The organism is Mesorhizobium sp. M0761 (genome assembly GCF_040320205.1).
Taxonomy (GTDB): domain Bacteria; phylum Pseudomonadota; class Alphaproteobacteria; order Rhizobiales; family Rhizobiaceae; genus Mesorhizobium.
Genome location: NZ_JAMYPF010000005.1, coordinates 251519 through 277604 on the forward strand (window position 1 = coordinate 251519; position 26086 = coordinate 277604).

Consider the following 26086-nt stretch of genomic DNA (forward strand, 5'->3'; position numbering starts at 1 on the left):
GTCTCCTGCAACGCCGGCGATTGGCGAAACCGGCGATGAGAGCGCCCCTCTCACGGTCTCTATACGGGGAGAGGATGCCGGCAGGCAGGCGAGGGGCAGCGCTGAGGTTAGGCAATTGGCGGCCGGCGCCGCCGGCGCGTGAACCTCAGCGTGGTGCGCGCTTGGCCAGTATGCGCTGCAGCGTGCGCCGGTGCATGTTCAGCCGGCGCGCGGTTTCCGACACGTTGCGGTCGCACATTTCGTAGACGCGCTGGATGTGTTCCCAGCGCACCCGGTCGGCCGACATCGGGTTTTCCGGCGGTGCGGCGCGTTCGCCGGCGGTGCGGGTGAGCGCTGCAAACACGTCGTCGGCGTCAGCCGGCTTCGACAGATAGTCGATGGCGCCGAGCTTCACCGCGGTCACCGCGGTGGCGATGTTGCCGTAGCCGGTGAGGATGACGGTGCGGGCATCGTCGCGCTTCTCGCGGATGGCGGCGACGACGTCGAGGCCGTTGCCGTCGCCAAGCCGCATGTCGACCACTGCATAGGCCGGCGGGTGGGCGCGCGCCTTGGCCACTGCCTCCTCGACGCTCTCGGCCGTCTCTACCACGAAACCCCTGGTTTCCATGGCGCGGGCCAGCCGCGTCAGGAACGGCTTGTCGTCGTCGACGATGAGCAGCGAGGTGTCCTCGCCTTCGACCATTGCGCCAATTGCTTCTTCGCCAGTCATTATCTTAAAAAATCCTGCTGCCTTAATTTTACGCAGATATAGTTCCTGAACGCCATTGTCCAATTTTGCCGCCTCCGCCAAGGCTTTTACGCGGTGTCGAACATCGAGATCCCCACCGATTCCGGGTTGAGGAAGACCGTGCGCGGCCACGATATCTGCACGATCGCGCCTTCGCCCAGTCCGCTCGAATTGCGGAAATCGAGCGTGGCGCCGGAGCGTTCGAGCAAGGTCTTGGCGATGAACAGCCCGAGACCCAGGCCACCGCCAGCTTCGTTGCCCTGGCGCGTCGACATATAGGGCTCGCCGATGCGGTCTATGATTTCGGGCGGAAAGCCCGGCCCGTCGTCGATGATCGAGAAGGTGACGTCGAGCTCGTCCCAGCTCCAGCGCACGGTGACGGTCTTGCGGGCGAAGTCGACGGCGTTCTCGACGAGATTGCCGAGGCCGTAGATGACGCCGGGGTTGCGTCGTCCCACCGGTTCGGGGCCGACGCGCTCGCCCGGCCGAAGCTTGATCGAGATGCCGAAATCGCGGTGCGGCGCGGTCACCTCCTCGACCAGCGAGGTCAGCGGCAGACGCGACAGATGCGCCTCGCCCTCGGAGGACAGGCTGGTCAGCCGCTTCAGGATCTCGCGGCAGCGCTCGCTCTGCGACCGCAGAAGTTTGACGTCCTCACCGTATTTTGGATCGTTACCCAGCGCCTTCTCCATTTCCTTGGAGACAAGGGCGATGGTGGCGAGCGGCGTGCCGAGTTCGTGCGCGGCGGCGGCGGCGAGGCCATCGAGCGCCGACAGATGCTGCTCGCGCTGCAACACCAGTTCGGTGGCGGCAAGCGCATTGGCGAGCAGGCGGGCTTCCTCGGCGACGCGGAAGGCATAGATGGCGGTGAAGGCGATCGAGGAAAACACCGCCATCCATATGCCGGCGACATAGATGAATGGCATGGGCAGCGGCGCGCCCTCATACCATGGCAGCGGCTGGTGGAAGAAGACCAGCAACGTGGCCGCCGCCATGACCAGCGCGCCGAGCACCGCAGTTAGCCGCAGCGGCAGCGACGCCGCCGAGATGACGACGGGCACGGTCATCAGCACCGAGAACGGGTTGGTGAGGCCGCCAGTCAGAAAGAGCAGGCCGGCAAGCTGCAGGCTGTCGAAGGTCAGGATGAAAAAGGCTGAGAACGGGGTCAGCCGGTGCGCTGCCGGATAGCGGAAGGTCAGCACCAGGTTAAGCCAGGCCGAGCAGGCGACCAGCGCGAAGCAGAGGCTGACCGGCAGCGGGAATTTGAGCCCATAGGCGACGACCAGCACCGCCAGGCTCTGGCCCACGATGGCCAGCCAGCGCAGCCGGATCAGCGTGTTGAGGCGCAGCCGCTGGCTTTGCTGGAAGTCTGGCGCGTGCACGATGTTGATCATCGCCAAGGATTATAGCCGGGAAAGGACGAGCGCTAGGTCCCTCGCGGTTTGGCGCGGGCGGTGGCCGCAGCGAGCAGCGGATTTTCCGGCCAGACATGGCGGGGATAGCGGCCGCGCATATCGGTGCGCACATCGGCCCAGGAGCCGCGCCAGAAGCCGGGCAGGTCGCGCGTCGTCTGGATCGGCCGGTGCGCCGGCGACAACAGCTCGAGCGTCAGCGGCACGGTGCCGTTGGCGATTGCTGGATGGCGGTCAAGGCCGAACAGCTCCTGCACGCGGATCGCCAGCACCGGCCATTCGCCGTCATAGCGGATCGGCACATGGCTGCCGGACGGCGCGTCGAAATGGGTCGGCGCCAGTGTGCCGATCTTGCGCTGCAAATCATGCGGCACCAGCGCCATCAGGCCCGACGACAGCGTGCCGGGATCGATGGCGGCGAAGGACGCCTTGCCCGACAGGAACGGCAGCAGCCAGTCGTCGAGGCGTTCGAGCAGGGCGGCTTCCGAAACATCGGGCCAAGGCGCGCCTAGGCCGCGATGCAGCCAGCCAAGCCGTTGGCGCAGCGTCTCGCCGTCCTTGCTCCATTCCAGCAGCGACAGGCCGTGCTCGCGCAAGGCATCCAGGATGGCGCGGTCGGCGTCTGTTCCAGTTGGTGCGGGCAGCATGCGCTCCGACAAAGTGATGGCGCCGAGCCTGGCGGTCTCGCGCACGCGCACCGCGCGCCGCTCGCGGTCGAAGCTTGTCTCGCGGCGCGTCTCGATCCTGTCGGCGAGAGCGGCACGGATGTCGGTCTCGTGGACCGCGGCCGCGGCGGTTATACGGGCGTTTTGCGCCTTGCCTTGCAGATCGGCGATGACCAGCCAGGTCTCGCCGGCCAGCGGATCGGCGGCATCGAGCATGGCGCCGGAGCCGTTGGCGAGCACGAAACGCCCGCGCTCGCCGCGCGCTCTGGCGACACGGTCCGGCCAGGCGTGGATGAGGAGAAGACCGGCAGAAGCGGTTTCGCTGCTCTTGGCGCCGCCCGCCTGCTTCGCCAATCGCCCGGCAAGCTGCCTTGCCGCAACGGCGCGCGGTGACTTTTCCGTGCGGAAGCGCATCAGGCGCCGTTCGAGGTCGGCGCCGTCGCCGCCAAGGCCACGCTCGGTGAGCAGGACGGCTAGCATCGCAGCTTCGAGCGCGTGGCCGCCGCCAGCGGCTTCAGCGACCATGTGTGCGAGCCGCACGGGCAGCGCCAGCTTGCGCATCGCGCCGCCTGCCTCCGTCAGCCGTCCGGCCGCGTCGATGGCGTGCAGCGCCGTGAGCAGCGCCCGCGCCTCGTTAAGCGCGGGAATGGGCGGCGGATCGAGGAAGGAGAGACTTGCGGGATCGGCGACGCCGAAGGCGGCGCAATCGAGCAGCAGGCCGGACAGGTCGGCTTCCAGAATCTCGGGCGGGGTGAACGCGGGAAGGGCCGCCGTCTGCTCGGCCCGCCAGAGGCGGATGGTGACGCCTGGCTGCGTGCGCCCGGCGCGGCCGGCGCGCTGGTCGGCGGACGCCCTGGAAACGCGCACCGTCTCCAGCCGGGTCAGGCCGCTCGCCGGTTCGTAGCGCGGCAGCCGCGACAGGCCGGAATCGATGACGACGCGCACGCCGTCGATGGTGATCGAGGTCTCGGCGATCGACGTCGCCAGCACCACCTTGCGGCGGCCGGGCGGCGCCGGTTTGATGGCGGCATCCTGCGCCCTGTTGTCGAGCTGGCCGTAGAGCGGCACGATGTCGGTGTCGGCGCCGAGCCGGCCCTGCAGCCGCTCGGCGGTGCGCTCGATCTCGCGCTGTCCCGGCAGGAAGGCGAGCACGCTGCCGCTCTCGCCGGCAAGAGCGGAGCGGATCGCCTTGGCCATGGCGTCTTCGATGGGAACGCCGGCTGGCCGCTCGTCGTATCTGACATCTACGGGGAACGCACGGCCTTGGCTTTCGATCACCGGGGCGCCGGACAGGAGTTTCGCGACGCGCGCGCCATCGAGCGTTGCCGACATCACCAGCAGCCGCAAATCCGGCCGCAGCGCGCCCTGCACGTCGAGCGCCAGCGCCAGGCCGAAATCGCCGTCGAGCGAGCGCTCGTGGAATTCGTCGAAAATCACCGCCGAGACGCCGGGCAGCTCGGGATCGTCTAGGATCATGCGCGCCAGGACGCCTTCGGTGACGACGAGGATTTTTGTCCGGGCCGATGTGCGGTTTTCCATGCGCATGGCATAGCCGACAGTGGCGCCGGGCTCTTCATCAAGCAATTCGGCCATGCGGCGGGCGGCGGCGCGGGCGGCGAGCCGGCGCGGTTCGAGCAGGACGATCTTGCCGGCGACCAGCCAGGGCGCATCGAGCAGCGCCAGCGGCACCAGCGTCGTCTTGCCGGCGCCAGGCGGCGCCACCAGGACGGCGCTGTTGCCGGAGCCGAGCGCCTCGCTCAGGGCCGGCAGCACGGCGGATACCGGAAGCTCCGGCAAGGATCTCGTCGTCATTGCGTCCGCATATCAGCGGTCACTATGGCCATGCAACCGGATCAAAGCCTCGTGCGCGCAAACGGGTTCCAGCGCACCGTGCCCAGCCGCACCTCCTCGCGCACCATGGTGAGCAGGCCGGACGCGCCAACGACGGCCAAGCCGACCAGCGATATCCAGTCCGGATACTCCTGGAAGAACAACGCACCGAGGATCACCGCCCAGACGATCTGCGAATAATGCGTCGGCGCGATGCGGTTGGCCGGTGCGTGTTTGGCGGCCAGCAGCTGCAGCAATTGGCCGCCGGCGGTAAAGGCGCCGCCCAGCACCAGCCACAGCAGCTGCATGGCGTTGGGGAGGGTGAACGATGTGGCGATGGTGCCGGCCCCGTTGAACAGCAGCCCCTAACCGATGAGCACGCCGAGCATGGTGGTGCGCTTTTCCTGCTGGGCGAGCGACCGCATCAGGATGACGCTCGCCGCGGCAAGGAAGGCCACCGTGAAGGCGGCAAGGTGTCCGAGATGCAACTCGCGAAAACCTGGCCGCACCACCAGCATGACACCTGCAAAGCCGGCAACCACCGCCAGCCAGCGCCATGGACCGACCTTTTCTTTCAGGATGACGGTCGAGAGAATGGTAACGCAAAGCGGCGCCAGGAAGATCAGTGCATAGGTCTCGGCCAGCGGAATGGTGGTGAAGGCGTAGACGCTGAGCACGCCCGAGGCGATGCCGGCCCAGGCGCGGGCCTGCACCGCCCATGGCCGCCCGGTGCGCCAGAAGTCGCGCCAGCGCTCATCGACTGGGCGGCTGAAAAACAGGAAGCAGCCGGCAAACAGCGTGATGAAGAAGCCGATCTCGAAGACGGTGAACTGTCCGCCAAGGCTCTTGATAACGGCATCGCTGCACGAATAGCTTGCATAGGCGATGAGGGCGAGCAGGATTCCGTTCGTCACGTTTTTCCATTTCCGGGGAGAGTGCAGTGAAGGTATTGGCGCTCGGCGCGCATCCCGACGACATCGAGATATTCATGTTCGGTACGCTGGCTGCCTATGCCACGCAAGGCGCAGAACTGACTTTTGCCGTGGCCACGGATGGCGCCAGGGGCGGCATGGGCGACCCGAGCGTTTTGGCTCGTGTCCGCCGCGACGAGGCGGCGGCCGCTGCGGCGCTGCTCGGCGCAACCCTTCGCTTTCTCGACTTTCCCGACGGCGAACTGGTGGCTGATGCGGCACTGATCGCTTCGCTGAAAGCGCTGATACGCGAGACCGCGGCGGATCTGGTTATCACGCATGCCCCCAACGACTATCACGCCGACCATCGTGCTTTGTCGGACGGCGTGCGCATCGCGGCCTCGTTCGGCGTCCCCGTGCTGCATGCCGACACGATGGGCGGCACCGGCTTTGCGCCGACGCATTACGTCGACATTTCCGCCTACGGCGATATCAAGACGCAGGCGATCCGAGCGCACCAGTCGCAGTGGCCGGAGCAATATGTCGACAGAGCGCGCGTCCAGAATGAGTTTCGCGCCGGGCAATGCAACAGCGTTCCCGGCTCCCTGGCCGAGGCCTTCCGATTCGAGCCGACATTTCCCTTCGCCGACATCCGCGCGCTGCTGCCGCCCGCGCCCCCTGTTCGGCCGGTGACGCCGCAGACGAAAATTATAGGCGACCCCGGCTAAGCAACTTCCGGGCGAGCCGTCCGGCAATCATTTCCCAACGATTTCAATCGCCGTTTCGCCATGTTGCGGCGCAGCGACGAATTCGCTTGCCTTGTTTAGTAAAAATTGCATCACTAAACAAATTACTAAACATCTGCGACGCACCGCGCCGCCCTGGCGACGCATAGCGCGCCGTGTTTAGCCCCTCGGAGGAGCGAGGGTTGAGGGGTTCTTGAAACGGCCATCCGGGCGCGTTTCGCAAATGGGAGGAAGGCATGAAATCGAGCTTGAAACTGGCGTTGGGACTGACCTCGGCGATTACCGCGTCGACAGCCGTCTCGAACGTTGCGCACGCTGAAGACCTGACGCTTTGCTGGGCCGCCTGGGATCCGGCAAACGCGCTGGTCGAACTGTCCAAGGATTTTACCAAGGAAACCGGCATCGGCATGAAATTCGAATTCGTGCCGTGGACCAACTATGCCGACCGCTTCCTCAACGAGCTCAACTCGCACGGCAAACTGTGCGACCTGATCATCGGCGACAGCCAGTGGATCGGCGGCTCGGCCGAGAACGGCCACTACGTCAAGCTGAACGACTTCTTCGACAAGGAGAAGATCAGCATGGACGACTTTGTGCCGGCAACAGTCGTCGGCTATTCCGAATGGCCGAAGAACACGCCGAATTACTGGGCGCTGCCGGCCATGGGCGACGTCGTCGGCTGGACCTACCGCAAGGATTGGTTCTCCAAGCCGGAGCTGCAAAAGGAATTCAAGGAAAAATATGGCTGGGATCTCGGCCCGCCGACCACCTTCGACCAACTGAAGCAGGTCGCCGAGTTCTTCCAGAAGCGCGAGATCGACGGCAAGACCGTCTATGGCGCTTCGATCTACACCGAGCGTGGCTCGGAAGGCATCACCATGGGCGCCATGGACGTGCTCTACAGCTACGGCTTCCAGTATGAAAACCCCAAGAAGCCCTACGAGATGGAAGGCTTCGTCAATTCGCCAGACGCGGTCAAAGGCCTGGAGTTCTACAAGTCGCTCTACGATTGCTGCACGCCTCCGGGTGCCTCGAACAGCTATATGGGCGAAGGCGTCGACGCCTTCAAATCCGGTCAGGTGGCCATGCACATGAACTTCGCCTTCACCTGGCCCGGCCTGCAGAAGGACGAGAATGTCGGCGGCGACAAGATCGGCTACTTCGTCAATCCGAAGGGTCCCGGTGGCGCCCAGTTTGCGCAGCTTGGCGGCCAGGGCATTTCGGTGGTGTCCTATTCAGACAAGCAGGAATCGGCGCTGAAATACATCAAGTGGTTCGCCGACAAGGATGTGCAGGCCAAATGGTGGTCGCTCGGCGGCTATTCCTGCCTGAACGCGGTGGTCAAGGACCCGGCCTTCCCGTCCAGCCAGCCTTATGCGCAGACCTTCCTCGACTCGATGGCGATCGTGAAGGACTTCTGGGCCGAGCCGAGCTACGCACCGCTGCTGCAGGCGTCGCAGAAGCGCTTCCACGACTATGTCGTTGCCGGCCAGGGTTCGGCCAAGGACGCGCTTGACGGCCTGGTCAAGGACTGGACGCAAGTGTTCCAGGACGACGGCAAGATGTAACCGGACCAACGGCTCCTCCCGAGCCTGACCCCAGAGGCGGATGATTTTCAGGCCGAATCGACCAGAAATCATCCGCCTCGGGCTAAAAAGAGAGAGAGCATGATGTCGTCCGAAAACCGCTTCACACTTTTCGGCTTCATGCTCTTGGTCCCGTGCCGCCCTTGGCACGGGACGCAGTTCAGATAAATTCCAGTGTCGAGACTTGACGTGACCGAAGCAGGGCTCACCATGCTCAATCGGACTGCGGAGAACGTTGCCCGGGCGACCCCGGAGCCGTTGGCCCGCAAGGTCCGTGGCATCAGCGACAAGGGCCTCGCCTGGCTGTTCATCTCGCCGACGATCCTGTTGCTCTTGGCCATCAACATCTTCCCGCTGTTCTGGGCGATCTACCTGTCCTTCACCAACTTCCGCGCGAACCGCCCGAACGAGGTGGTGAAAAACCTCGGCTTCGCCAACTACCAGCGCATCCTCGGCGACCAGGACATCTGGATCGCCATGCAGACGACGGCGCATTTCGTGTTCTGGACGATCTTGCTGCAGACGCTGATCGGTTTCACGCTGGCATGGCTGATCGACAGGAAGTTTCGCGGCCACGCCTTCTGGACGACCATCATCCTGGTGCCGATGATGCTGTCGCCGGCGGTGGTCGGCAATTTCTGGCGTTTCCTCTACGAGCCGCAGATCGGCCTGTTCGCCTACGCCATCTCGTTCGTCACCCGGATACCACCGACCGACATCCAGATGCTGTCCAACGTGTCGCTGGCGCCGTGGTCGATCATCATCGTCGACACCTGGATGTGGACGCCCTATGTCATGCTGATCTGTCTCGCCGGCCTGCGCTCGATCCCCGAATACATCTATGAGGCGGCCGAGGTCGACCGCGCATCCAACTGGCGGCAGTTCTGGTCGATCACGCTGCCGATGGCGCTGCCCTTCATCATGCTGGCGGTGCTGTTTCGCGGCATCGAGAACTTCAAGATGTTCGACATGGTCAACCTGCTGACCGGTGGCGGGCCGGGCTCGACCACCGAGGTCGCTTCCATCACGCTGAAACGGCAAGCGTTCGAGAGCTGGCGCACCGGATATTCCTCGGCCTTCGCCATCATCCTGTTCGTCGCGGTGTTTGGGCTGGCCAACATCTACGTCAAGGCGCTGAACAAGGTGAAGCAGAGATGAGCCTGACCACCGCCCACTCCGTCGTCGCCCCCTCGGCCAATTCGAAGCGGATCGCCGGCACGATCATCGTGCTCTACGCGCTGATCTCGATCGTGCCGCTGCTGTGGATCTTCGCCACCAGCTTCAAGACGCCGCCGGATTCGATCGCCTATCCGCCCAAGATTCTGTTCCAGCCGAGCATCGAGGGCTATTGCAACCTGTTCACGACGCGCACCAGGCAAACGCCCGAGTACATCAACTCGCTCGGACCCGCGACCGGTTTCTGCGACGAGACCTCGCGCAAGCGCAACATGGTGATTGCCGGCCCGTCCAATTTCCTGCCGCGCTTCGTCAATTCGCTGATAATCGCCTTCGGCTCGACCTTCTGCGCGGTCTTCCTCGGCACGCTGTCTGCCTATGGTTTCTCGCGCTTCAAGGTGCCGCTGGCCGATGACCTTCTGTTCTTCATCCTGTCGACGCGCTTCATGCCGCCGATCGCGGTCGCGATTCCCATCTACCTGATGTACCGCGAGCTCGGCCTGTCCGACACCGCGCTGGGCATGATCCTGCTCTACACGGCGGTAAACGTGTCGCTGGCGGTGTGGCTGCTGAAAGGCTTCATCGACGAGATCCCGCGCGAGTATGAGGAAGCGGCGATGATCGACGGCTACACCAGGCTGCAGGCCTTCTGGCGCACCGTGCTGCCGCAAGCCACCACCGGCATCGCCGCGACCGCCATCTTCTGCCTGATCTTCGCCTGGAACGAATATGCCTTCGCGGCACTGCTCACCTCCGGCACGGCGCAAACCGCACCGCCCTTCATCCCGACTATCATCGGCGAAGGCGGCCAGGACTGGCCGGCGGTGGCGGCGGGCACGACGATCTTCCTGGTGCCGATCCTGGTCTTCACCATCCTGCTACGCAAGCAGTTGCTGCGCGGCATCACTTTCGGCGCGGTTCGCAAATGAGTGGTGTGCCAGGTCGCCCCCCACTCCGTCGCGCTTCGCCCGACACCTCTCCCCCCATCGACGGGGTAGAGGAAGGACGCGCACTTCATTCAGGCAGGCTGCCTTCCTCTCCCTCCGGAGGGGGGAGAGGTGACGCTGCGAAGCAGCGACGGAGTGGGGGAACCACCTGGCAACCGTCTCGCCCCGTTGCCGGGCAGAAGGAAGGCAGCTACGCATGACGCGCCCAGCCATCTCCAAAAAGTCATCCTGGCCTCGCTGGGCCCGGCGCGGCCTCATGGAAAACATTGCGACGGCGCTCATCGCCGTCGGCTTCCTGATGCTGTTCCAGCCTTTCGCGCTCGCGCTCTACACCTACTCCTTCATCACCATGCTCGCCGGCACAGTGATGTTCATCATCGTCTCGAAATTCCCGGAATAATCATGGCCGAAATCCGCGTCCAACATTTGAGAAAGGCCTTCGGCGATTTCGTCGCCGTGCAGGATTCCAGCTTCATCGTCGAGGATGGCGAGTTCTTCGTCATGCTTGGCCCGTCGGGCTGCGGCAAGACGACGACGCTGCGCATGATCGCCGGGCTGGAACTGCCGACGGGCGGCCAGATCCTGCTCGGCGGCGAGGATGTCACCATGCGCCGGGCGCGCGAACGCGACATCGCCTTCGTCTTCCAGCTTTTCGCGCTCTATCCGCATATGAATGTGCGCAAGAACATCGGCTTCCCGCTTCTCGCGCAAGGCATGCCGTCGGCCGAGATTCGAAGCCGTGTCGAGGAAACGGCGAAGCTGCTGCGCATCGACCACCTGCTCAACAAATCGGTCTCAGGGCTTGCCGGCGGCGACCGCCAGCGGGTCGCGCTCGGCCGCGCCATCGTGCGACGGCCAAAGTGTTTTCTGATGGACGAGCCGCTCGGCACGCTCGACACCGAATTCCGCGATCTGATGGTGCATGAGCTGCGCGAGCTGCACAACCGCATCCACGCCACCACCGTCTATGTCACGCACGACCAGATGGAAGCGATGTCGATGGCCGACAAGATCGCCGTCATGAACCATGGCGTCATCGAACAGTTCGGCAGCCCGCGCGAAATCTACGACCGCCCGGCAACCATGTTCGTCGCCGACTTCATCGGCTCGCCGCCGATGAATTTCCTGGGCTTCGGTGGCGGGCTGGCGAAGGGGGCGAAGGAAATCGTCGTCCAGGGCGCCAAGGTGGCGGTGCCGGAAGTGCGCGAGGAAATTGCGCCCGCCGACATGGCGCTCGGCATCCGTCCCGAGCACATCCGTTTCGACGATGCGTCGAAACTGCGCGGCGCCATCTACGGCACCGAATATCTCGGCACGACGCAGATCGTGGCGGTGGAGACGGCGGACGGCATCATCAAGGCGCGGGTGCCGGCCGAAATCCGGCTCGCTGCCGGCGATCATGTCGGGCTGACGTTGAACAGCGCGCGGCTGTCGCTGTTCGACAAGGGCTCGGGTCGGGCGGTGCGCACCGCGATCCACGATACCGCCTCTCAAGGGAGAGCGCAGCATGGCTGACGTGCACATCAAGGGCGTGACCAAAAGCTTCGGCGATCATGTCGCCGTCAATGGCCTCGACCTCAACATCGCCGATGGCGAATTCGTCGTGCTGCTCGGCCCGACCGGCGCCGGCAAGACGACGACGCTGAGATTGATCGCCGGACTGGAGCGGCCGGATGGCGGCAGGATCGATATTGGCGGCCACGATGCGACGACGCTGTCGCCGGCCGAGCGCGACACCGCTTTCGTCTTCCAGCAATATTCGCTCTACCCGCATCTGTCAGTCTACGACAACCTCGCCTTCCCGCTGCGCTCGCCGGCGCGGAAAGTACCGGAGGACCAGATTCGCCGCCGCGTCGAAGAGGTGGCAAAGATGGTGCGCATCCACCACAAGCTCGCCAACCGCTCGACCAAGCTGTCGGGCGGCGAGATGCAGCGCGTCGCCATCGGCCGAGCGTTGGTGCGCAAACCGTCGATCTATCTGATGGACGAACCGCTGTCGTCGCTGGATGCCAAATTGCGCGCCGATCTCAGGCTCGAACTCAAGCGCATCCAGGCCGAACTCGGCGCCACCATGCTCTATGTCACGCACGACCAGATCGAGGCGATGACCATGGCCGATCGCATCGGCATCCTCAATGACGGCGTGCTGGTGCAGATCGGCACGCCGCGCACAATCTATTCGGAGCCGGCCAACCTTCATGTCGCGGCCCGCCTCGGCCAGCCGGCGATCAACCTGCTGCCGGCCGGGCTGCTGCCTGATGGTGGGGCGCCGACCGGAACCAAGACCATCGGCGCGCGCACCGAGCATCTGTCGATCGAGAAGACCGCAAGCGGCCATGCCGACGGCGTCGTCGACTGGGTCGAACATCTCGGGGACCAGAACCATCTGCATGTTACGGTCGGCCCGAAGAAACTGGTGACGCTCACCGACCCCGATACGGATCTGGCCGAGGGCGACAAAGTGGTGATCCGCTACCGCTCGCCACTTTATTTCGGCGCCGACGGACAAAGACTGATGTGAGGTTTTCGGTGTCTCGCCAAGGGCACGGCACCGGCTTCTGATTGACGAATACAGGACGAATTCGATGAAGCACTTTTTCAACCGCAGGGAAACGATCGTCACCGAGGCGCTGGACGGGCTGTTGCGGACTATCGGTTCCGGCGATCTCGCCCGCCTCGACGGCTATCCCGAGATCAAGGTCGTGCTGCGCGCCGACTGGGACAAGGCAAAGGTTGCCGTCGTCTCCGGCGGCGGTGCCGGGCACGAGCCGTCGCATGCCGGGTTTGTCGGCAAGGGCATGCTGACGGCGGCGGTCTCGGGCGAGATATTTGCCTCGCCCAGCGTCGAGGCGGTCCTGGCGGCCATTCGCGCGGTGACCGGCCCGGCTGGCTGCCTGCTGATCGTCAAGAACTACACCGGCGACCGCCTCAATTTCGGCCTCGCGGCCGAGAAGGCGCGCGCCGAGGGGTTTTGCGTCGAGATGGCGATCGTCGCCGACGACATTGCCTTGCCCGATATCAACCAGCCGCGCGGCGTCGCCGGCACCTTGTTCGTGCACAAGATATCAGGCCATTTGTCGGAGAGGGGAAGCGGTCTGACAGCGATCGCGACAGCGGCTCGCGCGGCGGCGAAGGACATCATCTCGCTCGGCATGTCGCTGTCGTCCTGCTCGATCCCCGGCCAGCCACATGAAGAGCGGTTCGGCGAAAATGACGGCGAACTCGGCCTCGGCATCCATGGCGAGCCGGGCGTCGAGCGCATCGCCGTGCAGAGCGCCGACAGACTTGTGGCGATCATGGCGGAGCGGCTGGCCGCGCGGCTCGACCCGAACGCCAGCCACGCGTTGCTCATCAACAATCTCGGCTCGGTGCCGCCGCTCGAAATGTCGCTGGTCGCCAATGCCGTGCTGGCCTCGCCGCTGGCCAAGACCGTGAAGCTTGCGATCGGCCCCGGACCGCTGATGACGGCGCTCAACATGAACGGTTTTTCGCTGTCGCTGATCAAGCTCGATGCGGCGCGCGAGGCAGGCTTGCTGGCGCCTGTCGGCCCACATGCCTGGATGCCGGCCAAAACCGTCGTCGCGCCGGCTATCGTGCCTATGGCGAAAGCGGCTGGAAACAGCGCAGCCCAAAGGGCCAGCCAGGATTCCGGCACCAGGCGTTTGATCATCACGGTCTGCGAACGGCTGATCGCGCTCGAAGAGACACTGAACGGGCTCGACGCCAAGGCGGGCGATGGCGATACCGGTTCGACGGTTGCGACCGGCGCGCGCAGCGTGCTGGAACGGCTCGATGCGCTGCCGCTGGCCGACCCTGCCGCCACACTTGCGGCTATAGGCGATAGTCTGGGCGTCGCAATGGGCGGCTCCTCAGGCGTCTTGCTGTCGATCTTCTTCACGGCGGCGGCTCAGGCTTCGAACGGCGGAGCAACCCTGTCCAAGGCGCTGCTTGCCGGGCTTGACCGGATGACCTTCTATGGCGGCGCCAGGGTCGGCGACCGCACCATGGTCGATGCCTTGGAGCCGGGGCTGAAGGCGCTCGATGCCAAGGGGCTGGATGCCGCGGCTACAGCGGCACGGCACGGCGCCGAGGCGACCGCGGCCATGGAGAAGGCGAAGGCCGGGCGCTCCGCCTATGTCGGCACCAAATTGCAGGGCGTAGTCGACCCTGGCGCCCATGCCGTGGCCGAAGTGTTCGCGGCCGCCGCCGCGCTGCATGCAACGGCCTGACGGCATGCTTAGATTGTCGAATGAAAACTCTTGCGATACTGCCGGCAGGATCGAAACCGGGAATCTGGACATGGCAGCGTTCGACCTTGCCAGGCTGATCACCGCCGCCGCGGACACGATCGCCGCTCACTCGGAAGAGTTGACCGCGCTCGACCAGGCGATCGGCGACGGTGACCATGGGCTGAACATGAAGCGCGGCTTCGAGGCTGTGCGCGCCGATGCAGGGGCGTTCGCTGCAAAGCCGCTGCCCGAGGCGCTGAAGGCGATCGGCACCAAGCTGGTGATGACGGTCGGCGGCGCGTCCGGGCCGCTGTTCGGCACATTGTTCCTGGCGCTGGGCAAGGAGATTTCAGGAGAGCCGGATCGCCCCAAGCTGACGGCTGCTTTCGGCGAGGCAATCGAGGCGGTGGCCGCCAGAGGCAAATCGCAGGTCGGCCAGAAGACGATGCTCGATGTGCTGTATCCGGTGCATGACGCGCTCGCGAATGGAAAGACAGGCTCGGAAATCGCTGATATTGCCGACGCGGCTGCCGAAGCGACCGTGCCGATGAAGGCAACACGCGGTCGCGCCTCATTCCTCGGCGACCGCTCAATCGGTCATATGGATGCCGGCGGACGCTCTGTGGCGCTGCTGGTGCGGACCGTCGCCGAAACCGTCGAGGGCCAAGCATGAGCAATGTCGGCATCGTCATCGTCTCGCATTCGCCGCTGGTTGCCGAAGGCACGGCCGACATGGTGCGGCAGATGGTGGGCGACGAAGTGCCGCTTGCATGGTGCGGCGGAAACGGCCATGGCGGGCTCGGCACCAGCGTCGAAGCGATCATGGGCGCCATCGACAAGGCGTGGTCGGAGGCGGGCGTCGCCATACTGGTCGATCTCGGCGGCGCCGAGACCAATTCGGAAATGGCGGTGGAAATGATCGGCGAGCCGCGGGCGCAGAAGATCGTCGTCTGCAACGCGCCGATCGTCGAAGGCGCGGTGATGGCTGCGACGGAGGCGTCCGGCGGGGCCTCGCTGAAGGAAGTGGTGGCGACGGCGCATGAATTGTCGCCGTCGTGAGCGAACGGGAATTTTGACCTGATGTCCGCATTTGCCGAGGCCACCGTCCTGATCACCCACGAGGTAGGTCTGCACGCGCGCCCTTCGGTGAAGTTCACCAAGCTTGCCAAGAGCTTTGCCGCCGAGGTGGAGATTGCGCTTGCCGCCAACGGCCCATGGTTCGACGCCAAGAGCATCGTCAAGGTGATGGCGGCCAGGGCGCCGAAAGGCACCATGCTGCACATCCGGGCCACAGGCGACGGCGCCGACGATGCCGTGAGAGCGCTGGCCGAGTTGGTGCGACGCGGTTTCGACGAGGATGCGGGCCATGCCCGAACCGCTTAGGCTGCAAGGCATTTCGGCGTCGGCCGGCTATGCCGAGGGGCCGTTGTTCAACCTCGACAACGGCACCGCGCACTACACGGGCAAGGCAAGCGCCGCGGACGAGAAAGCCGCGCTGGAAGCAGCAATCGGCAACGCGGTGGAGCGGCTCGCGACCCTGATCGAAACCGCCGATGAGGAGGCGGTCGGTATCCTCGAGTTTCAGATCGCCATGCTGGAGGACGATGCACTGACCGGGCCGGCATTTGCGGCGCTCGCGTCCGGCATGCCGGCCGACATGGCCTGGCGGCAGGCGCTGGACGCCGAGATCGCCGGCTATGAGACATCAGACCAGGACTATTTCCGGGCGCGCGCCGCCGATATCAGCGACATCAGGGACCGGGTGTTGCGGGCGCTGGCCGAGGAACAGGAGAGCGCGGCACCGGCCGGCGCCATCCTCTACGGCGAGGACATCGCGCCGACGCGCTTTCTCGAGACCGACTGGAGCGCCGGCGGCGGCATCGCGCTGAAGGCCGGCAGCACCGCCAGCCACGTCGCCATGCTGGCGCGCTCGCGCGGCATACCGATGATCGTGGGGCTCGGTTCTTCGCCGGATGATCCCAGTGGCGCGGCGCTGCTGGATGCCGAGCATGGCGGCATCGTGCTTTCGCCAACGAAGGCCGAAATCGAGGCGTTCCATCGATCGTCGTCGTCCTTCGAGGCGCGCCGCGACAGGGCCGAAGCCTATCTGGCGAAGCCGGCTGTGACCAAGGCCGGCACGACAATTCGGGTGCAGGTCAACATCGCCGATCCGTCCGAGGTCGACGGCATCGACATTTCGACCTGCGACGGGGTCGGGCTGATGCGCACCGAATTCCTGTTCGGCAAGGCGCCGCCGGACGAGGAGACGCAATACCAGGCCTATCGCAAGGTGCTGGAATGGGCAGGCGACAAGCCGGTAACCATCCGTACCGTCGACGCCGGCGGCGACAAGCCGGTGCCGGGCTTCACCGTCGAGGAGAGCAACCCGTTCCTCGGGCTGCGTGGCATCAGGCTGTCGCTGGCAAGGCCGGAGGTGTTTCGCGTACAGATCCGGGCGCTGCTGCGCGCGGCGGTGCACGGCAATCTGAAGGTGATGTTTCCGATGATCGCCGTCGCGGAGGAATACCAACGCGCCGCCGCTCTGTTCGTGGAGGAGCAGGCCGGGCTTGCCGCGCGCGGCATCGCGCAAAAAATGCCGCCGCTCGGCATCATGGTCGAGGTGCCTTCGGTGGCGATCGCGCCGGAGGCGTTTGCCGATGTCGCCTTCTTCTCGATCGGTTCGAACGATCTGACCCAATATGTAATGGCGGCTGCCCGCGATAACGCAGCCGTGGCGCATCTTAATTCTGTCCGCCATCCCGCCGTGTTGCGGCTGATCGGCTCGGTTGCCGCTTTTGGCCTGCGCGCGAAAATCCCAGTCAGCCTGTGCGGCGATGCCGGCGGCGATCCGGCATCGATCCCGGCACTGCTCGAGGCCGGCCTGCGGGATCTCTCGGTGGCTCCCGCCCAACTCGCCATGGCCAAGGCGGCCATCTCGGATGCATCGGTCTAGGATGACTGAGATGGCCGACAAGACACCAGAAGCCGGCTCCGAAGAGGCGATCCGCGCCTACAAGACGATCCTGTCGCAGGTCATCGACCAGCGACCGTCGGGTATGCGACAACGCCTTGCCGACGCGCTTGGCAAGCACCGCAGCTTCGTCACCCAGATTTCCAGCGCGGCCTATTCGACCCCGATCCCGTCAAAACATCTGCCGGCTATTTTTTCGGTCTGCCATTTCAGTCCGGCCGAGCGCGATCAGTTTCTGGCTGCCTATCATCTGGCGCATCCCGGCAAGATGTCGGTTGCGGCAGGCATGCGCAAGACCCGGCATGTCTCGCTGATCGTGCCCGATTTCGGCGACGACAAGCAGAATGCAGCGCTCGACAAGGCGATCAACGAATTCATCCAGAAGATCACCAGCATCACCGGCAGGAGTGGCGGCTGATCGTGTTGTGTCGGGAGGACACATGAAGAAGTTTATGAATTCCGTCGACACGGTGCTGACCGAAAGCCTCAACGGCTTCGTTGCAGCTCATGCCGACATCCTGGTGCTGGGCGAGGAGCACAAATTCATTCGCCGCAAGGTGATGAAGCCGGGGAAGGTGGCGCTGATCTCGGGCGGCGGTTCCGGCCACGAGCCGTTGCATGCCGGCTTTGTCGGTCACGGCATGCTGGACGCCGCCTGCCCCGGCCAGGTCTTCACCTCGCCAACGCCGGACCAGATACTGGCGGCGGCCGCCGCCGTCGATACCGGCGCCGGCTGCCTGTTCATCGTCAAGAACTATGAAGGCGACGTGATGAATTTCGACATGGCCGGCGAAATGGCCGACGGCGTCCTGCAGGTGGTGATCAATGATGACGTCGCCGTCGAGAATTCGTCCTTTACGACCGGCCGGCGCGGCGTCGCCGGCACGCTGGTGGTGGAGAAGATCGTCGGCGCCGCCGCCGAGCAAGGCATGGCGCTGGCGGATCTCAAGGCGCTCGGCGGTCGCATCAACAGCGCGACGCGTTCGATGGGCGTGGCGCTGACCAGTTGCACGGTGCCGGCGGCCGGCAGGCCGACCTTCGAGATTGGTGATGGCGAGATGGAATTCGGCGTCGGCATTCATGGCGAGCCCGGCCGGCGTCGCGACACGTTGAAAAGCGCCGATGCGATCGCCGAAGAGATTTGCGCCGCGATCCTGGGCGATCTCGGCGACAGGGCGAAAGGCCCGGCACTGTTGTTCATCAACGGCTTTGGCGGCACGCCGCTGATGGAGCTCTATCTGATGTACAACAGCGCCCGAAGCATCTTCGAAAAACAGGGCGTGACGGTGACCCGCTCGCTGGTCGGGTCCTACGTGACATCGCTCGACATGGCCGGCTGCTCGATCACGCTGACCATGCTGGATGACGAGGTAACGTCAATGTGGGACGCGCCGGTGCACACAGCCGCGCTGCGCTGGGGACTGTAACGGAGGGGCCTTGCCCATATCCCGAACAGGCGGCTTATGAACTTGCCTTAGCCTGCGGGACCGGACGGACCGTTACCCGCAGTCACGCCGACAGATTGCCCGCCTGCAGCGCGGCTTGCCTTGCGGCCGACCGCTCCGGCTTCATCCAAACCGAAGCCGTAGAAGTCTTATCGCGGTATCGGCAGCGACGGCCCGGCCACCACGCTGGACAACTTTCCTGCCTTGCGCAGCACGGGCGCTTCATACTTTTTCTTGGCCATTCCAAACACCCTTTTCAGTCAAGTGCAAAAGAATGGACCGAAACCGTGGAAAGTCAATTCATGAGCTGGTTCTGCCACCACACGCTGGCTTCATGCATGCTTTTCTGCAACATACGCTCCTCTGAGTTGGTTGTTTGACGCAATTCCGGACGGGAATTGCTGATGTGGGCGAACGCAATCCGGGTTTGATGCTGCCATCTCTTGCGCCTGCCGATGAAAAACTGCTGCTGACCTTCGCCGACCCGGAGGCGACGGTTGCCATTGGCCGTGACGTTGCTGCCGAAAGCTTGCTGGCACTGCTCGCCAATGCCGAGTTCCACGGCGTGCTGCCGATCATGCTGCGCAAGCTCAGCGAGATCGGCGACGCCCAACTGCCTGCGGACGCAGCCTTGCGGCAAAAGCTGTCGGAACTGCGTGATCGCTCGACGCTGGCGACCGGCCAATCGATGCTGCTGCAATATCATGGCGACCGCATCATGAAGGCATTGGCGGCGAAAAATGTTCCGGCCCGCATCGTCAAGGGTCCGGTCTTCGCACGCAAACTTTACCGCCACGCCGCTGACCGGCCGTTCACCGACATCGACATTCTGGTCGAGCCGGCCAGCATCATTGAAGCCAACACGGTGATTGCCGGATGCGGCTTCGAGCTCTGGAGCGGCGAGGCGCAGTCGCAGGATCTGCAGGAGTTCAAGTGGCTGGAGAAGGAGAATACCAGCCTGCTGATCGAACTGCACGGCAACCTGGTGCATGATTCCGGCATGCGGCGGCGGCTGTCGCTGGGCTTTCGCGAATTGCAGATCATCGACGGCAGCGAGGCCGACACGCCGGCCGCGCTGCTGACCATCGCCATTGTCCACGCCGCCGGCGGGCACAAGTTCCACCGGCTGCAGCTTTGCGTCGATGTGCTGCAGGGCGTGCGCGCGCTGCGGTCGCCCGCGGATGAAGACCGGCTTTTCGAGGCGGCGCGCATCAGCGGCATCGAGCTCGAACTGGCGACGGTTCTCAATGTGACGGGGCGGCTGTTTGATGCACCGCGCGCGATCGAACTGGCCGACCGCATCAAGCCCGACCTCTCGATATTTTTGGCCAAATGGCTGATCACCGGCGATACGCTGCTCGGCGTCAATTCCAGGGACAAGATGCATTCGCGCCTGCGCCGCGACGCCTTCCGCTGGATCCAGCGCCTCGCCAGGCCAAAGCCGCATTCTGCCTGAAGTGTGCTTTAGTCCCGCGCCGCCAGCGCCGAGCGGATCAGCGGGGCCGCCTCGGCCGGGTTCGCGCCAACTTCCAGGGTAAAGGTCGGGACGGCTTTGACCAGCGTTGCGATGGTTGCCATGCGGCGCCTCTGCGCCGGCAAAAGGCCGGTCATGCCGGTCCTGACATTGTCGGTGGCAAGCGCCACCATGGCGTCTGTCCTGGTCATGAGGACGAGCCGGGTTTGCGCGTCCGCCGAGCGGGCGAGATGAACCAGTGCCGCAACCGGTCTGCCGACAGTCTCCTCGATGCGGATGATCTCGGCGAGACGTTCCAGCGAGACGGCCTGCTCGCCATTGGCGTCCCATTTGTCGCCAAGGCAAGGCGCCACGAAGGGCAGCATTGCCGCCGTGTGGCGGTGGACCTTCACCTTGCGCGGCAAGCCCCAGGCCGTGATGCCGCCACCGGCCAAAACCTTGAGGATCATGGCGTCATCCGAGCACAGGCCGAAGCCTTGCGACGCCAGCGCCAGCGACGTCGTCGACTTGCCGGTGCCGCTCGGCGCATGGATCAGCACCAGCGCCTCTTGGCCAGGCAATGTCAGGCCGGCGGTGTGCAGCATGTGCTGGTCGCCGGCATCAAGTGCTGCATCCAGCACCATCATCAGCATCGTCCATTTGACCTTGGCATCGGGATGGACTCGTATCTCGGCCCAGCCTCCATCGGCATTGATCGAGACGGTCTGCAGGCCGGGAAAGACCAGGTGAACGGTGCCGCCACCGTCGATCAGCCGGCAATGGCCGTCCTCCGGTACCTCGCCGTCGAAAGCGAGTTTTCCGGCAGGCAACTCCTGTAACTCTCGCGTCTCGACGATGTCGACGCGGAAATCGGGCTCGACCGGCCCGCTCACGCGCAACGTGCCGAGTAAGAGGTCGAAGCTCGGCCAGAGATCGGCCCGCGAGGCCGATATGCTGATGACCTGGCCCTGGAGATCGTAGCAGAAGGTGGTCGCCGGACCGGTCAAGCAGCGTGCGCCTTTCCGGCATCGGCGTGATGACGATAGATCTGCACCATGCCGGGGAGGCTGTCCGAGACCACCGGGCGGCCATCGAGACAGACCCAGCAATGGGCAGACATACGCGGCGCCTGCATCGACTTCGGATCGACGCCGAAGCGCAGATCCGGATCGAAGCCGGCAAAGCGCAGGAAGCGGTGGGCGAGCAGGCCCTCGCGCAGGCATCTGCGGTCGCGCATCAGCCAGGGGTGCCGGACGGTCCGGTTGACGGCAGCGACGATGTAGGCTGACGACAGGCCGCGATAAGGGGTGGGTGCGCTGAGCGGCGCCCATTTCAGCACCGATTCGAAGCTGCGGCGGCCGATCAGGGTCGGCATCAGCCGCGCGCTTGCCCATAAATGGACACGAAACAAAGCGCGCAGGAGAACGCCGTCCACCATCAGGGAGCCGGGTCGGCGAGAATGCCTTCGCTCACCAGTTCGGCGGCCAGCGCCGCCATGTCCTGGTCGAGCGTGCCCTTGTCGACCTCGAACTCGTCAGACAACAGGACGACGATCTGGTCAAGGCTGCGGGCGCCGTCCACCTTGTCGAGAAAGGCTTCGGTGGTGCCGTTGCAGGTGTAAAGCTGGCCGCTGCGTGCCAAGAGCACGACGGCGCCATCGCCGACATGCTGGACCGAGGCGTCGTCCGCCAGCCGCAGAACCATTTCAGAACCGATTTGGGCCATGGAGCCCCTCCACCATTTTCCTGGAGAGCAGATAGCGCGGCGATGCGGGTCTGTCCATTGCGCGGACGAGAGGGAGAACAGGCCGGCCTGACCGTTCTGTGGCAATCCGGCAACGCCACCATCCTCACGACACAGGCAACCGAAGCCTAATGGAGACATCCAATTTCAGATTGTGGTAACTTCCACATCATTCAGAGCCTGAGAACAGGGAAGCACCCCAGAAATAGTCGGTGATTGCAGCTGGGAATCACCGCCGCAAACGGTCAAGCCAGCTATCTCGCAGGGTCAAGGTCTTGCTTTTCTTACCTAAAGTAAGCTATGGAGTCGCGGGGTTTTGGGAGAGCATTGGGTATGCGTTACAACTGGGAGCGGGCTCCGACCGCGTTCGAACGTCATCGAAAAGCATTGGCAGCCGCCATATTGATCGCGGGTGGCGTCGGGCTGATGCTGGCGGCCTTGCCGCTTTAAGACCTGATATCCGACACGAACGCCCTGCTTTCTCCGGGCGCATGAGCTTTTTCTGCCTGCCACAAGACGGGCCGCGGCTTAGCGTGCATGGCCGGTTACGGCGATGAAGCGGCGGTCGCGTCCTTCGAAGCCCTGGCTGAAGCGCTGCACCAGCACCGCCACTACCGCCGGCCTGCCGGGCGGGGTGTATTCGTAGGATTCCGACAGGCTGTAGGAAGTCGGGCAGTTGCGCGAGCCCGGCACGGCCTTGTCCTCGTGCAGCACCTTGAACGGCTTGCCGTCCTGCCCCTGCAGCGACAGGCGGAAGCCGCGCGCCTTGCCCGTCTTGGCGCCTTGAAGTTTCTTTTCGCCCTGAAGTGTCTTGTCGCTCGGAAGAGCCTGGTCGCTTGGCTTGGCGTCATCAAAGCTTGCCGAGCAGTCCGTCTTGCTGTCGGCCAAAATCTCATCGAGCTGGATGGTCGAAATCTGTGTTTCGCCATAGAACGGCGACAGCCATTTCTGCGCGGCCTGCTCGAGGCGGGAAATGTCGTTGTACTCGACCGTGTCATCCGGGAAGGTGAACCTGTCGGAGGCCGTGCGCGTGCCGCGCTCGGCGATGCCGTATTTGGCCAGGATTGGCGCGGCCTGCTTTGCGGCCTGCGCCCGTGCCTGCTCCACCGTCGTGGTCGCCTCTTCCGATTCGTCGAGGACAAGGATCGGCTTGCCGCCGACGAACTCGTCTGTGCTTGTTTCGATGATGTCGATCTGCGACCAGCCGGAAACGGCAGCGTCGAGCTCGCCATATTGCTCGAAGGCGAAATATTTGCCGTCGGGGGAAAAGCCGATGATGCGCCGCGCGGCGGCATCGCCGGCCTGGGCGGCGGAAACGATCGTCAACAGCAGCGCTGCTCCAACGGCAGATCCAACCCCGTATCGTACCGTCATTGCGCGCCCTGCCCCGATTTCAAACCCGGCCATGGTGCCTGCAATTTATGGCCAAGGCGAGATCGGCCAAGCCCCAAATTTCGGGAAAGACATGGCATTTGGGGAAAGACGTGGCCGGGAAAACCCGCATAGGCTATTGCAAGATAGAGAGTTTTCCCGAGGAGGGATGAATGGCGTCACGCTACCACGAGGTCTATGACGGCTGGAAACGCGACCCGGAACAATTCTGGGCCGCTGCCGCCGAGGCGATCGACTGGTATTCGCCGTGGACCAGCGTCTTCGATGCCAAGGCGGGCGTTTACGGGCGCTGGTTCAACGGCGCCAGCTGCAACACCTGCTTCAACGCTCTCGATCGCCATGTCGCAAGCGGCCGCGCCGACCAGATCGCACTTATCTACGACAGCGCGATCACCGGCACGGTCAAGAAATTCACCTATGCCGAATTGAAGCGCGAAGTGGTAGCGCTGACTTCGGTGCTCAAGAACCGCGGCATTCACAAAGGCGACCGCGTCATCATCTACATGCCGATGGTGGCCGAAGCGGCGGTCGCGATGCTTGCCTGTGCCCGCATCGGCGCGGTGCATTCGGTGGTGTTCGGCGGCTTTGCCTCGCACGAGCTCGCCATCCGCATCGACGACGCCAAGCCGAAGCTGGTCATCTCCGCGTCCTGCGGCCTGGAGCCTGGACGTGTCGTGGCCTACAAGCCGCTGCTCGACAAGGCGATCGAAATGTCCCGCCACAAGCCGGACGCCTGCCTGATCCTGCAGCGCGACCAGCTGCGCTGCGATCTGAGGGAGCATTACGATATCGATTTTGCCGACGCCGTTGCCCGCGAGCGCGCCGCGGGCGCCAACGTCGATTGCGTTCCGGTGCTCGCCACCGACCCGCTCTACATCATCTACACCTCCGGCACGACCGGCCAGCCTAAGGGCATCGTGCGCGACAATGGCGGCCACATGGTCGCGCTCAAATGGACGATGGAAAACGAGTTCGGCGTCAGACCGGGCGAAGTATTCTGGGCGGCCTCCGATGTCGGCTGGGTGGTCGGCCATTCCTACATCGTTTACGGACCGCTGCTGCATGGTGCGACAAGCGTGCTGTTCGAGGGCAAGCCGATCGGCACACCCGACGCCGGCACCTATTGGCGGGTGATCGCAGAACACGGCGTGGTCGCGCTGTTCACCGCGCCGACGGCCTTCCGCGCCATCAAGGGGCAGGACCCCAAGGGCGAATTCGTGCCGAAATACGATCTGTCGAAATTCCGCACTCTGTTCCTGGCCGGCGAACGCGCAGACCCGGAAACCATCAAATGGGCGGAGCAGAAACTCAACGTGCCGGTGGTCGATCATTGGTGGCAGACCGAGACCGGCTCGCCGATGACCATCAACCCGGCGGGCCTCGGCCTGCTGCCGGTGAAATACGGCTCGCCCGGCGTGCCGATGCCGGGCTACGACATTCGCGTGCTCGACGATGCCGGCCATGAAGTGCCGCGCGGCACGCTTGGCAATGTGGTGGTGAAACTGCCGCTGCCGGCCGGCTGCCTGCCGACGCTGTGGAATGCCGACGAGCGTTTCCGGCGAGCCTATCTCGAGGAATTTCCCGGCTTCTACAAGACGGCCGATGCCGGCATGATCGACGAGGACGGCTACCTCTATGTCATGGCGCGCACAGACGACATCATCAATGTCGCCGGACACCGGCTGTCGACCGGGGCCATGGAGGAGGTGCTTTCAGCGCATCCCGATGTCGCCGAATGCGCCGTCATCGGCATCGCCGATCAGATGAAGGGCCAGATACCGCTCGGCTTCGTCGTGCTTAACGCCGGCGTCGCCCGCGATATCGATGCCATCGAAGCCGAGGTCGTGGGGCTGGTGCGCGAACGGATCGGCCCGGTCGCCGCCTTCAAGACCGTGGTGACGATCAAGCGCCTGCCCAAGACGCGCTCCGGCAAGATCCTGCGCGGCACCATCCAGAAGATCGCCGACAAGGAAGAATGGACGATGCCGGCGACCATCGACGATCCCGCCATTCTTGACGAGATCACCGCGGCGCTCAAAGCCCGCGGCATCGGGGTCTGACGGCCCCAGTGGCGTTGTTTCAGCGGTCCAGACCTCCCCGGCCGGCGCCGCGCGAGCGCCTGGAAATGGATATGGACGACACCGTCGTCTACGCGATCGGCGACGTGCATGGCTGCTACAAGGAATTGCTGTCGCTGGAGCAGAAGATCCAGCTCGACGCGCTGCAATTTCGCGGCCGCAAGATTATCGTCATGCTCGGCGACTATATCGATCGCGGGCCGCAATCGGCGCGCGTGCTCGACCATGTCTTGGCGCTACCGCCAACAGGGTTCCTGCGCGTCTGCCTGGCGGGAAACCACGAAGTGGCGATGCTGAACTATCTCGACGGATATCTGTCGCGGGACCGCTGGCTGGCGGTCGGCGGCCGCGAGACGCTGTTTTCCTATGGGGTCGATCCGGCGCGGCTTGCCAGCCTCTATGCCTCGAGCGACGAGGTCGACCGGCGCGTGAAGGAAGTCATTCCGGCCAGCCATATCGACTTTCTGCGCAGCCTGCCGGTGCTGCTCTGTTCGGATAAATTCGTTTTCGTCCATGCCGGCATCAGGCCGGGTATCGACCTGGTCGCACAGGATGAGCAGGACCTGCTCAACATCCGCGACGAGTTCTTCAACGCCGCCCATCTGCTCGACCGCTTTGTGGTGCATGGGCACACGCCGGTCGATATCCCCAAGCTTGACGGGCGAAGGCTCGGCATCGACACCGGCGCCTTTCAAAGCGGCCGGCTGACAGCGCTCAGGATCGCGGGTAAATTCGGCAAGCTGATCTTTTCCTGACCTGCCGTGCTTCTTCGTTT

The 26086-nt window shown here is 64.4% G+C and carries 24 protein-coding genes and 1 pseudogene; 17 read left to right on the forward strand and 8 right to left on the reverse strand.

Translation table 11 applies throughout. From position 1 onward, the window contains the following. Positions 1-145 precede the first annotated feature (145 nt). From NKI32_RS10920 to NKI32_RS10935, 4 genes and pseudogenes are all read right to left on the reverse strand, one after another. On the reverse strand, positions 146-709 hold the full coding sequence (locus tag NKI32_RS10920) for an ActR/PrrA/RegA family redox response regulator transcription factor (protein WP_023672848.1): 564 nt from the start codon (positions 707-709) through the stop codon (positions 146-148). An 86-nt stretch (positions 710-795) separates the two neighbouring features. Further along, positions 796-2121, reverse strand: coding sequence for an ActS/PrrB/RegB family redox-sensitive histidine kinase (locus NKI32_RS10925; RefSeq protein ID WP_353002661.1), 1326 nt, complete (start codon positions 2119-2121; stop codon positions 796-798). A 32-nt stretch (positions 2122-2153) separates the two neighbouring features. Continuing rightward, positions 2154-4616, reverse strand: coding sequence for an ATP-dependent helicase HrpB (gene hrpB, locus NKI32_RS10930; RefSeq protein WP_286440726.1), 2463 nt, complete (start codon positions 4614-4616; stop codon positions 2154-2156). A 41-nt stretch (positions 4617-4657) separates the two neighbouring features. Further along, positions 4658-5548, reverse strand: a pseudogene (locus tag NKI32_RS10935) (DMT family transporter). Between the two features lie 26 nt (positions 5549-5574). Between NKI32_RS10935 and NKI32_RS10940 the strand changes: the two are divergent. The 15 genes from NKI32_RS10940 (at position 5575) to NKI32_RS11010 (ending at position 20101) form a co-directional block, all read left to right on the forward strand. After that, positions 5575-6273, forward strand: coding sequence for a PIG-L deacetylase family protein (locus tag NKI32_RS10940; protein ID WP_023715560.1), 699 nt, complete (start codon positions 5575-5577; stop codon positions 6271-6273). Between the two features lie 254 nt (positions 6274-6527). After that, positions 6528-7859 (forward strand): ABC transporter substrate-binding protein, encoded by a 1332-nt coding sequence (locus NKI32_RS10945; RefSeq protein ID WP_023826502.1) that lies wholly within the window; start codon positions 6528-6530, stop codon positions 7857-7859. A gap of 228 nt (positions 7860-8087) precedes the next feature. Beyond that, positions 8088-9035 carry a carbohydrate ABC transporter permease gene (locus NKI32_RS10950; RefSeq protein WP_031198535.1) on the forward strand — a complete coding sequence of 316 codons (948 nt, stop codon included), beginning with the start codon at positions 8088-8090 and terminating at the stop codon, positions 9033-9035. Next, positions 9032-9982, forward strand: coding sequence for a carbohydrate ABC transporter permease (locus NKI32_RS10955; RefSeq protein ID WP_023711245.1), 951 nt, complete (start codon positions 9032-9034; stop codon positions 9980-9982). The genes NKI32_RS10950 and NKI32_RS10955 overlap by 4 nt, the downstream gene beginning before the upstream one ends. A gap of 214 nt (positions 9983-10196) precedes the next feature. After that, positions 10197-10400: a hypothetical protein gene (locus NKI32_RS10960; RefSeq protein WP_023694181.1), complete on the forward strand. Its 204-nt coding sequence runs from the start codon at positions 10197-10199 to the stop codon at positions 10398-10400. Between the two features lie 2 nt (positions 10401-10402). After that, positions 10403-11515: an ABC transporter ATP-binding protein gene (locus tag NKI32_RS10965; protein WP_023816343.1), complete on the forward strand. Its 1113-nt coding sequence runs from the start codon at positions 10403-10405 to the stop codon at positions 11513-11515. After that, a complete protein-coding gene (locus tag NKI32_RS10970) occupies positions 11508-12521 on the forward strand; it encodes an ABC transporter ATP-binding protein (protein ID WP_023816344.1) in 1014 nt (337 codons plus the stop codon). Before NKI32_RS10965 ends, NKI32_RS10970 begins: the two co-directional genes overlap by 8 nt. Positions 12522-12585: 64 nt before the next feature. After that, the gene (locus NKI32_RS10975; RefSeq protein WP_353002604.1) at positions 12586-14229 is read left to right on the forward strand and encodes a dihydroxyacetone kinase subunit DhaK; all 1644 of its coding nucleotides are present in this window, start codon (positions 12586-12588) and stop codon (positions 14227-14229) included. Positions 14230-14299: 70 nt separating this feature from the next. Beyond that, positions 14300-14902, forward strand: a complete 603-nt coding sequence (gene dhaL, locus NKI32_RS10980; RefSeq protein WP_353002606.1) for a dihydroxyacetone kinase subunit DhaL — start codon at positions 14300-14302, stop codon at positions 14900-14902. Next, on the forward strand, positions 14899-15288 hold the full coding sequence (dhaM, locus tag NKI32_RS10985) for a dihydroxyacetone kinase phosphoryl donor subunit DhaM (RefSeq protein WP_023690004.1): 390 nt from the start codon (positions 14899-14901) through the stop codon (positions 15286-15288). The genes dhaL and dhaM overlap by 4 nt, the downstream gene beginning before the upstream one ends. A 21-nt stretch (positions 15289-15309) precedes the next feature. Next, the gene (locus NKI32_RS10990; RefSeq protein WP_023684207.1) at positions 15310-15612 is read left to right on the forward strand and encodes an HPr family phosphocarrier protein; all 303 of its coding nucleotides are present in this window, start codon (positions 15310-15312) and stop codon (positions 15610-15612) included. Then, positions 15596-17182, forward strand: a complete 1587-nt coding sequence (ptsP, locus tag NKI32_RS10995) for a phosphoenolpyruvate--protein phosphotransferase (RefSeq protein ID WP_353002607.1) — start codon at positions 15596-15598, stop codon at positions 17180-17182. The genes NKI32_RS10990 and ptsP overlap by 17 nt, the downstream gene beginning before the upstream one ends. A gap of 10 nt (positions 17183-17192) precedes the next feature. Beyond that, a complete protein-coding gene (locus NKI32_RS11000; RefSeq protein WP_023668784.1) occupies positions 17193-17618 on the forward strand; it encodes a hypothetical protein in 426 nt (141 codons plus the stop codon). A 22-nt stretch (positions 17619-17640) separates the two neighbouring features. Further along, entirely contained in the window at positions 17641-18627 is a 987-nt protein-coding gene (gene dhaK / locus NKI32_RS11005; protein WP_353002608.1) for a dihydroxyacetone kinase subunit DhaK, read from the forward strand. A 448-nt stretch (positions 18628-19075) separates the two neighbouring features. Next, the gene (locus tag NKI32_RS11010; protein ID WP_023668787.1) at positions 19076-20101 is read left to right on the forward strand and encodes a nucleotidyltransferase family protein; all 1026 of its coding nucleotides are present in this window, start codon (positions 19076-19078) and stop codon (positions 20099-20101) included. Positions 20102-20109: 8 nt separating this feature from the next. Here NKI32_RS11010 and NKI32_RS11015 read toward each other — a convergent pair whose 3' ends face one another. The 4 genes from NKI32_RS11015 to NKI32_RS11030 form a co-directional block, all read right to left on the reverse strand. Next, complete coding sequence (locus tag NKI32_RS11015; protein WP_353002610.1) at positions 20110-21105, reverse strand: serine kinase; 996 nt, start codon at positions 21103-21105, stop codon at positions 20110-20112. Continuing rightward, positions 21102-21536: a lasso peptide biosynthesis B2 protein gene (locus tag NKI32_RS11020; protein ID WP_023668789.1), complete on the reverse strand. Its 435-nt coding sequence runs from the start codon at positions 21534-21536 to the stop codon at positions 21102-21104. Before NKI32_RS11020 ends, NKI32_RS11015 begins: the two co-directional genes overlap by 4 nt. Beyond that, positions 21536-21823 carry a PqqD family protein gene (locus tag NKI32_RS11025; protein ID WP_023684213.1) on the reverse strand — a complete coding sequence of 96 codons (288 nt, stop codon included), beginning with the start codon at positions 21821-21823 and terminating at the stop codon, positions 21536-21538. The genes NKI32_RS11020 and NKI32_RS11025 overlap by 1 nt, the downstream gene beginning before the upstream one ends. Positions 21824-22369: 546 nt before the next feature. Next, entirely contained in the window at positions 22370-23167 is a 798-nt protein-coding gene (locus NKI32_RS11030; protein ID WP_245261372.1) for a DUF2259 domain-containing protein, read from the reverse strand. A 218-nt stretch (positions 23168-23385) separates the two neighbouring features. On the opposite strand from NKI32_RS11030, the gene NKI32_RS11035 reads away from it, so the two are divergent. Both NKI32_RS11035 and NKI32_RS11040 read left to right on the forward strand, forming a co-directional pair. Next, entirely contained in the window at positions 23386-25293 is a 1908-nt protein-coding gene (locus NKI32_RS11035) for a propionyl-CoA synthetase (RefSeq protein ID WP_353002612.1), read from the forward strand. 71 nt (positions 25294-25364) lie between these two features. Continuing rightward, the gene (locus NKI32_RS11040; protein WP_245260639.1) at positions 25365-26066 is read left to right on the forward strand and encodes a metallophosphoesterase family protein; all 702 of its coding nucleotides are present in this window, start codon (positions 25365-25367) and stop codon (positions 26064-26066) included. The last annotated feature ends 20 nt before the right edge of the window (positions 26067-26086 follow it).

Excerpts from the sequence above, each read along its gene's own strand:
- NKI32_RS10920 (WP_023672848.1), bottom strand. The coding sequence starts at position 709 with ATGACTGGCGAAGAAGCAATTGGCGCAATGGTCGAAGGCGAGGACACC.
- NKI32_RS10925 (WP_353002661.1), bottom strand. The coding sequence starts at position 2,121 with ATGATCAACATCGTGCACGCGCCAGACTTCCAGCAAAGCCAGCGGCTG.
- hrpB (WP_286440726.1), bottom strand. The coding sequence starts at position 4,616 with ATGACGACGAGATCCTTGCCGGAGCTTCCGGTATCCGCCGTGCTGCCG.
- NKI32_RS10945 (WP_023826502.1), top strand. The coding sequence starts at position 6,528 with ATGAAATCGAGCTTGAAACTGGCGTTGGGACTGACCTCGGCGATTACC.
- NKI32_RS10950 (WP_031198535.1), top strand. The coding sequence starts at position 8,088 with ATGCTCAATCGGACTGCGGAGAACGTTGCCCGGGCGACCCCGGAGCCG.
- NKI32_RS10955 (WP_023711245.1), top strand. The coding sequence starts at position 9,032 with ATGAGCCTGACCACCGCCCACTCCGTCGTCGCCCCCTCGGCCAATTCG.
- NKI32_RS10960 (WP_023694181.1), top strand. The coding sequence starts at position 10,197 with ATGACGCGCCCAGCCATCTCCAAAAAGTCATCCTGGCCTCGCTGGGCC.
- NKI32_RS10965 (WP_023816343.1), top strand. The coding sequence starts at position 10,403 with ATGGCCGAAATCCGCGTCCAACATTTGAGAAAGGCCTTCGGCGATTTC.
- NKI32_RS10970 (WP_023816344.1), top strand. The coding sequence starts at position 11,508 with ATGGCTGACGTGCACATCAAGGGCGTGACCAAAAGCTTCGGCGATCAT.
- NKI32_RS10975 (WP_353002604.1), top strand. The coding sequence starts at position 12,586 with ATGAAGCACTTTTTCAACCGCAGGGAAACGATCGTCACCGAGGCGCTG.
- dhaL (WP_353002606.1), top strand. The coding sequence starts at position 14,300 with ATGGCAGCGTTCGACCTTGCCAGGCTGATCACCGCCGCCGCGGACACG.
- dhaM (WP_023690004.1), top strand. The coding sequence starts at position 14,899 with ATGAGCAATGTCGGCATCGTCATCGTCTCGCATTCGCCGCTGGTTGCC.
- NKI32_RS10990 (WP_023684207.1), top strand. The coding sequence starts at position 15,310 with ATGTCCGCATTTGCCGAGGCCACCGTCCTGATCACCCACGAGGTAGGT.
- ptsP (WP_353002607.1), top strand. The coding sequence starts at position 15,596 with ATGCCCGAACCGCTTAGGCTGCAAGGCATTTCGGCGTCGGCCGGCTAT.
- NKI32_RS11000 (WP_023668784.1), top strand. The coding sequence starts at position 17,193 with ATGGCCGACAAGACACCAGAAGCCGGCTCCGAAGAGGCGATCCGCGCC.
- dhaK (WP_353002608.1), top strand. The coding sequence starts at position 17,641 with ATGAAGAAGTTTATGAATTCCGTCGACACGGTGCTGACCGAAAGCCTC.
- NKI32_RS11010 (WP_023668787.1), top strand. The coding sequence starts at position 19,076 with ATGCTGCCATCTCTTGCGCCTGCCGATGAAAAACTGCTGCTGACCTTC.
- NKI32_RS11020 (WP_023668789.1), bottom strand. The coding sequence starts at position 21,536 with ATGGTGGACGGCGTTCTCCTGCGCGCTTTGTTTCGTGTCCATTTATGG.
- NKI32_RS11025 (WP_023684213.1), bottom strand. The coding sequence starts at position 21,823 with ATGGCCCAAATCGGTTCTGAAATGGTTCTGCGGCTGGCGGACGACGCC.
- NKI32_RS11035 (WP_353002612.1), top strand. The coding sequence starts at position 23,386 with ATGGCGTCACGCTACCACGAGGTCTATGACGGCTGGAAACGCGACCCG.
- NKI32_RS11040 (WP_245260639.1), top strand. The coding sequence starts at position 25,365 with ATGGACGACACCGTCGTCTACGCGATCGGCGACGTGCATGGCTGCTAC.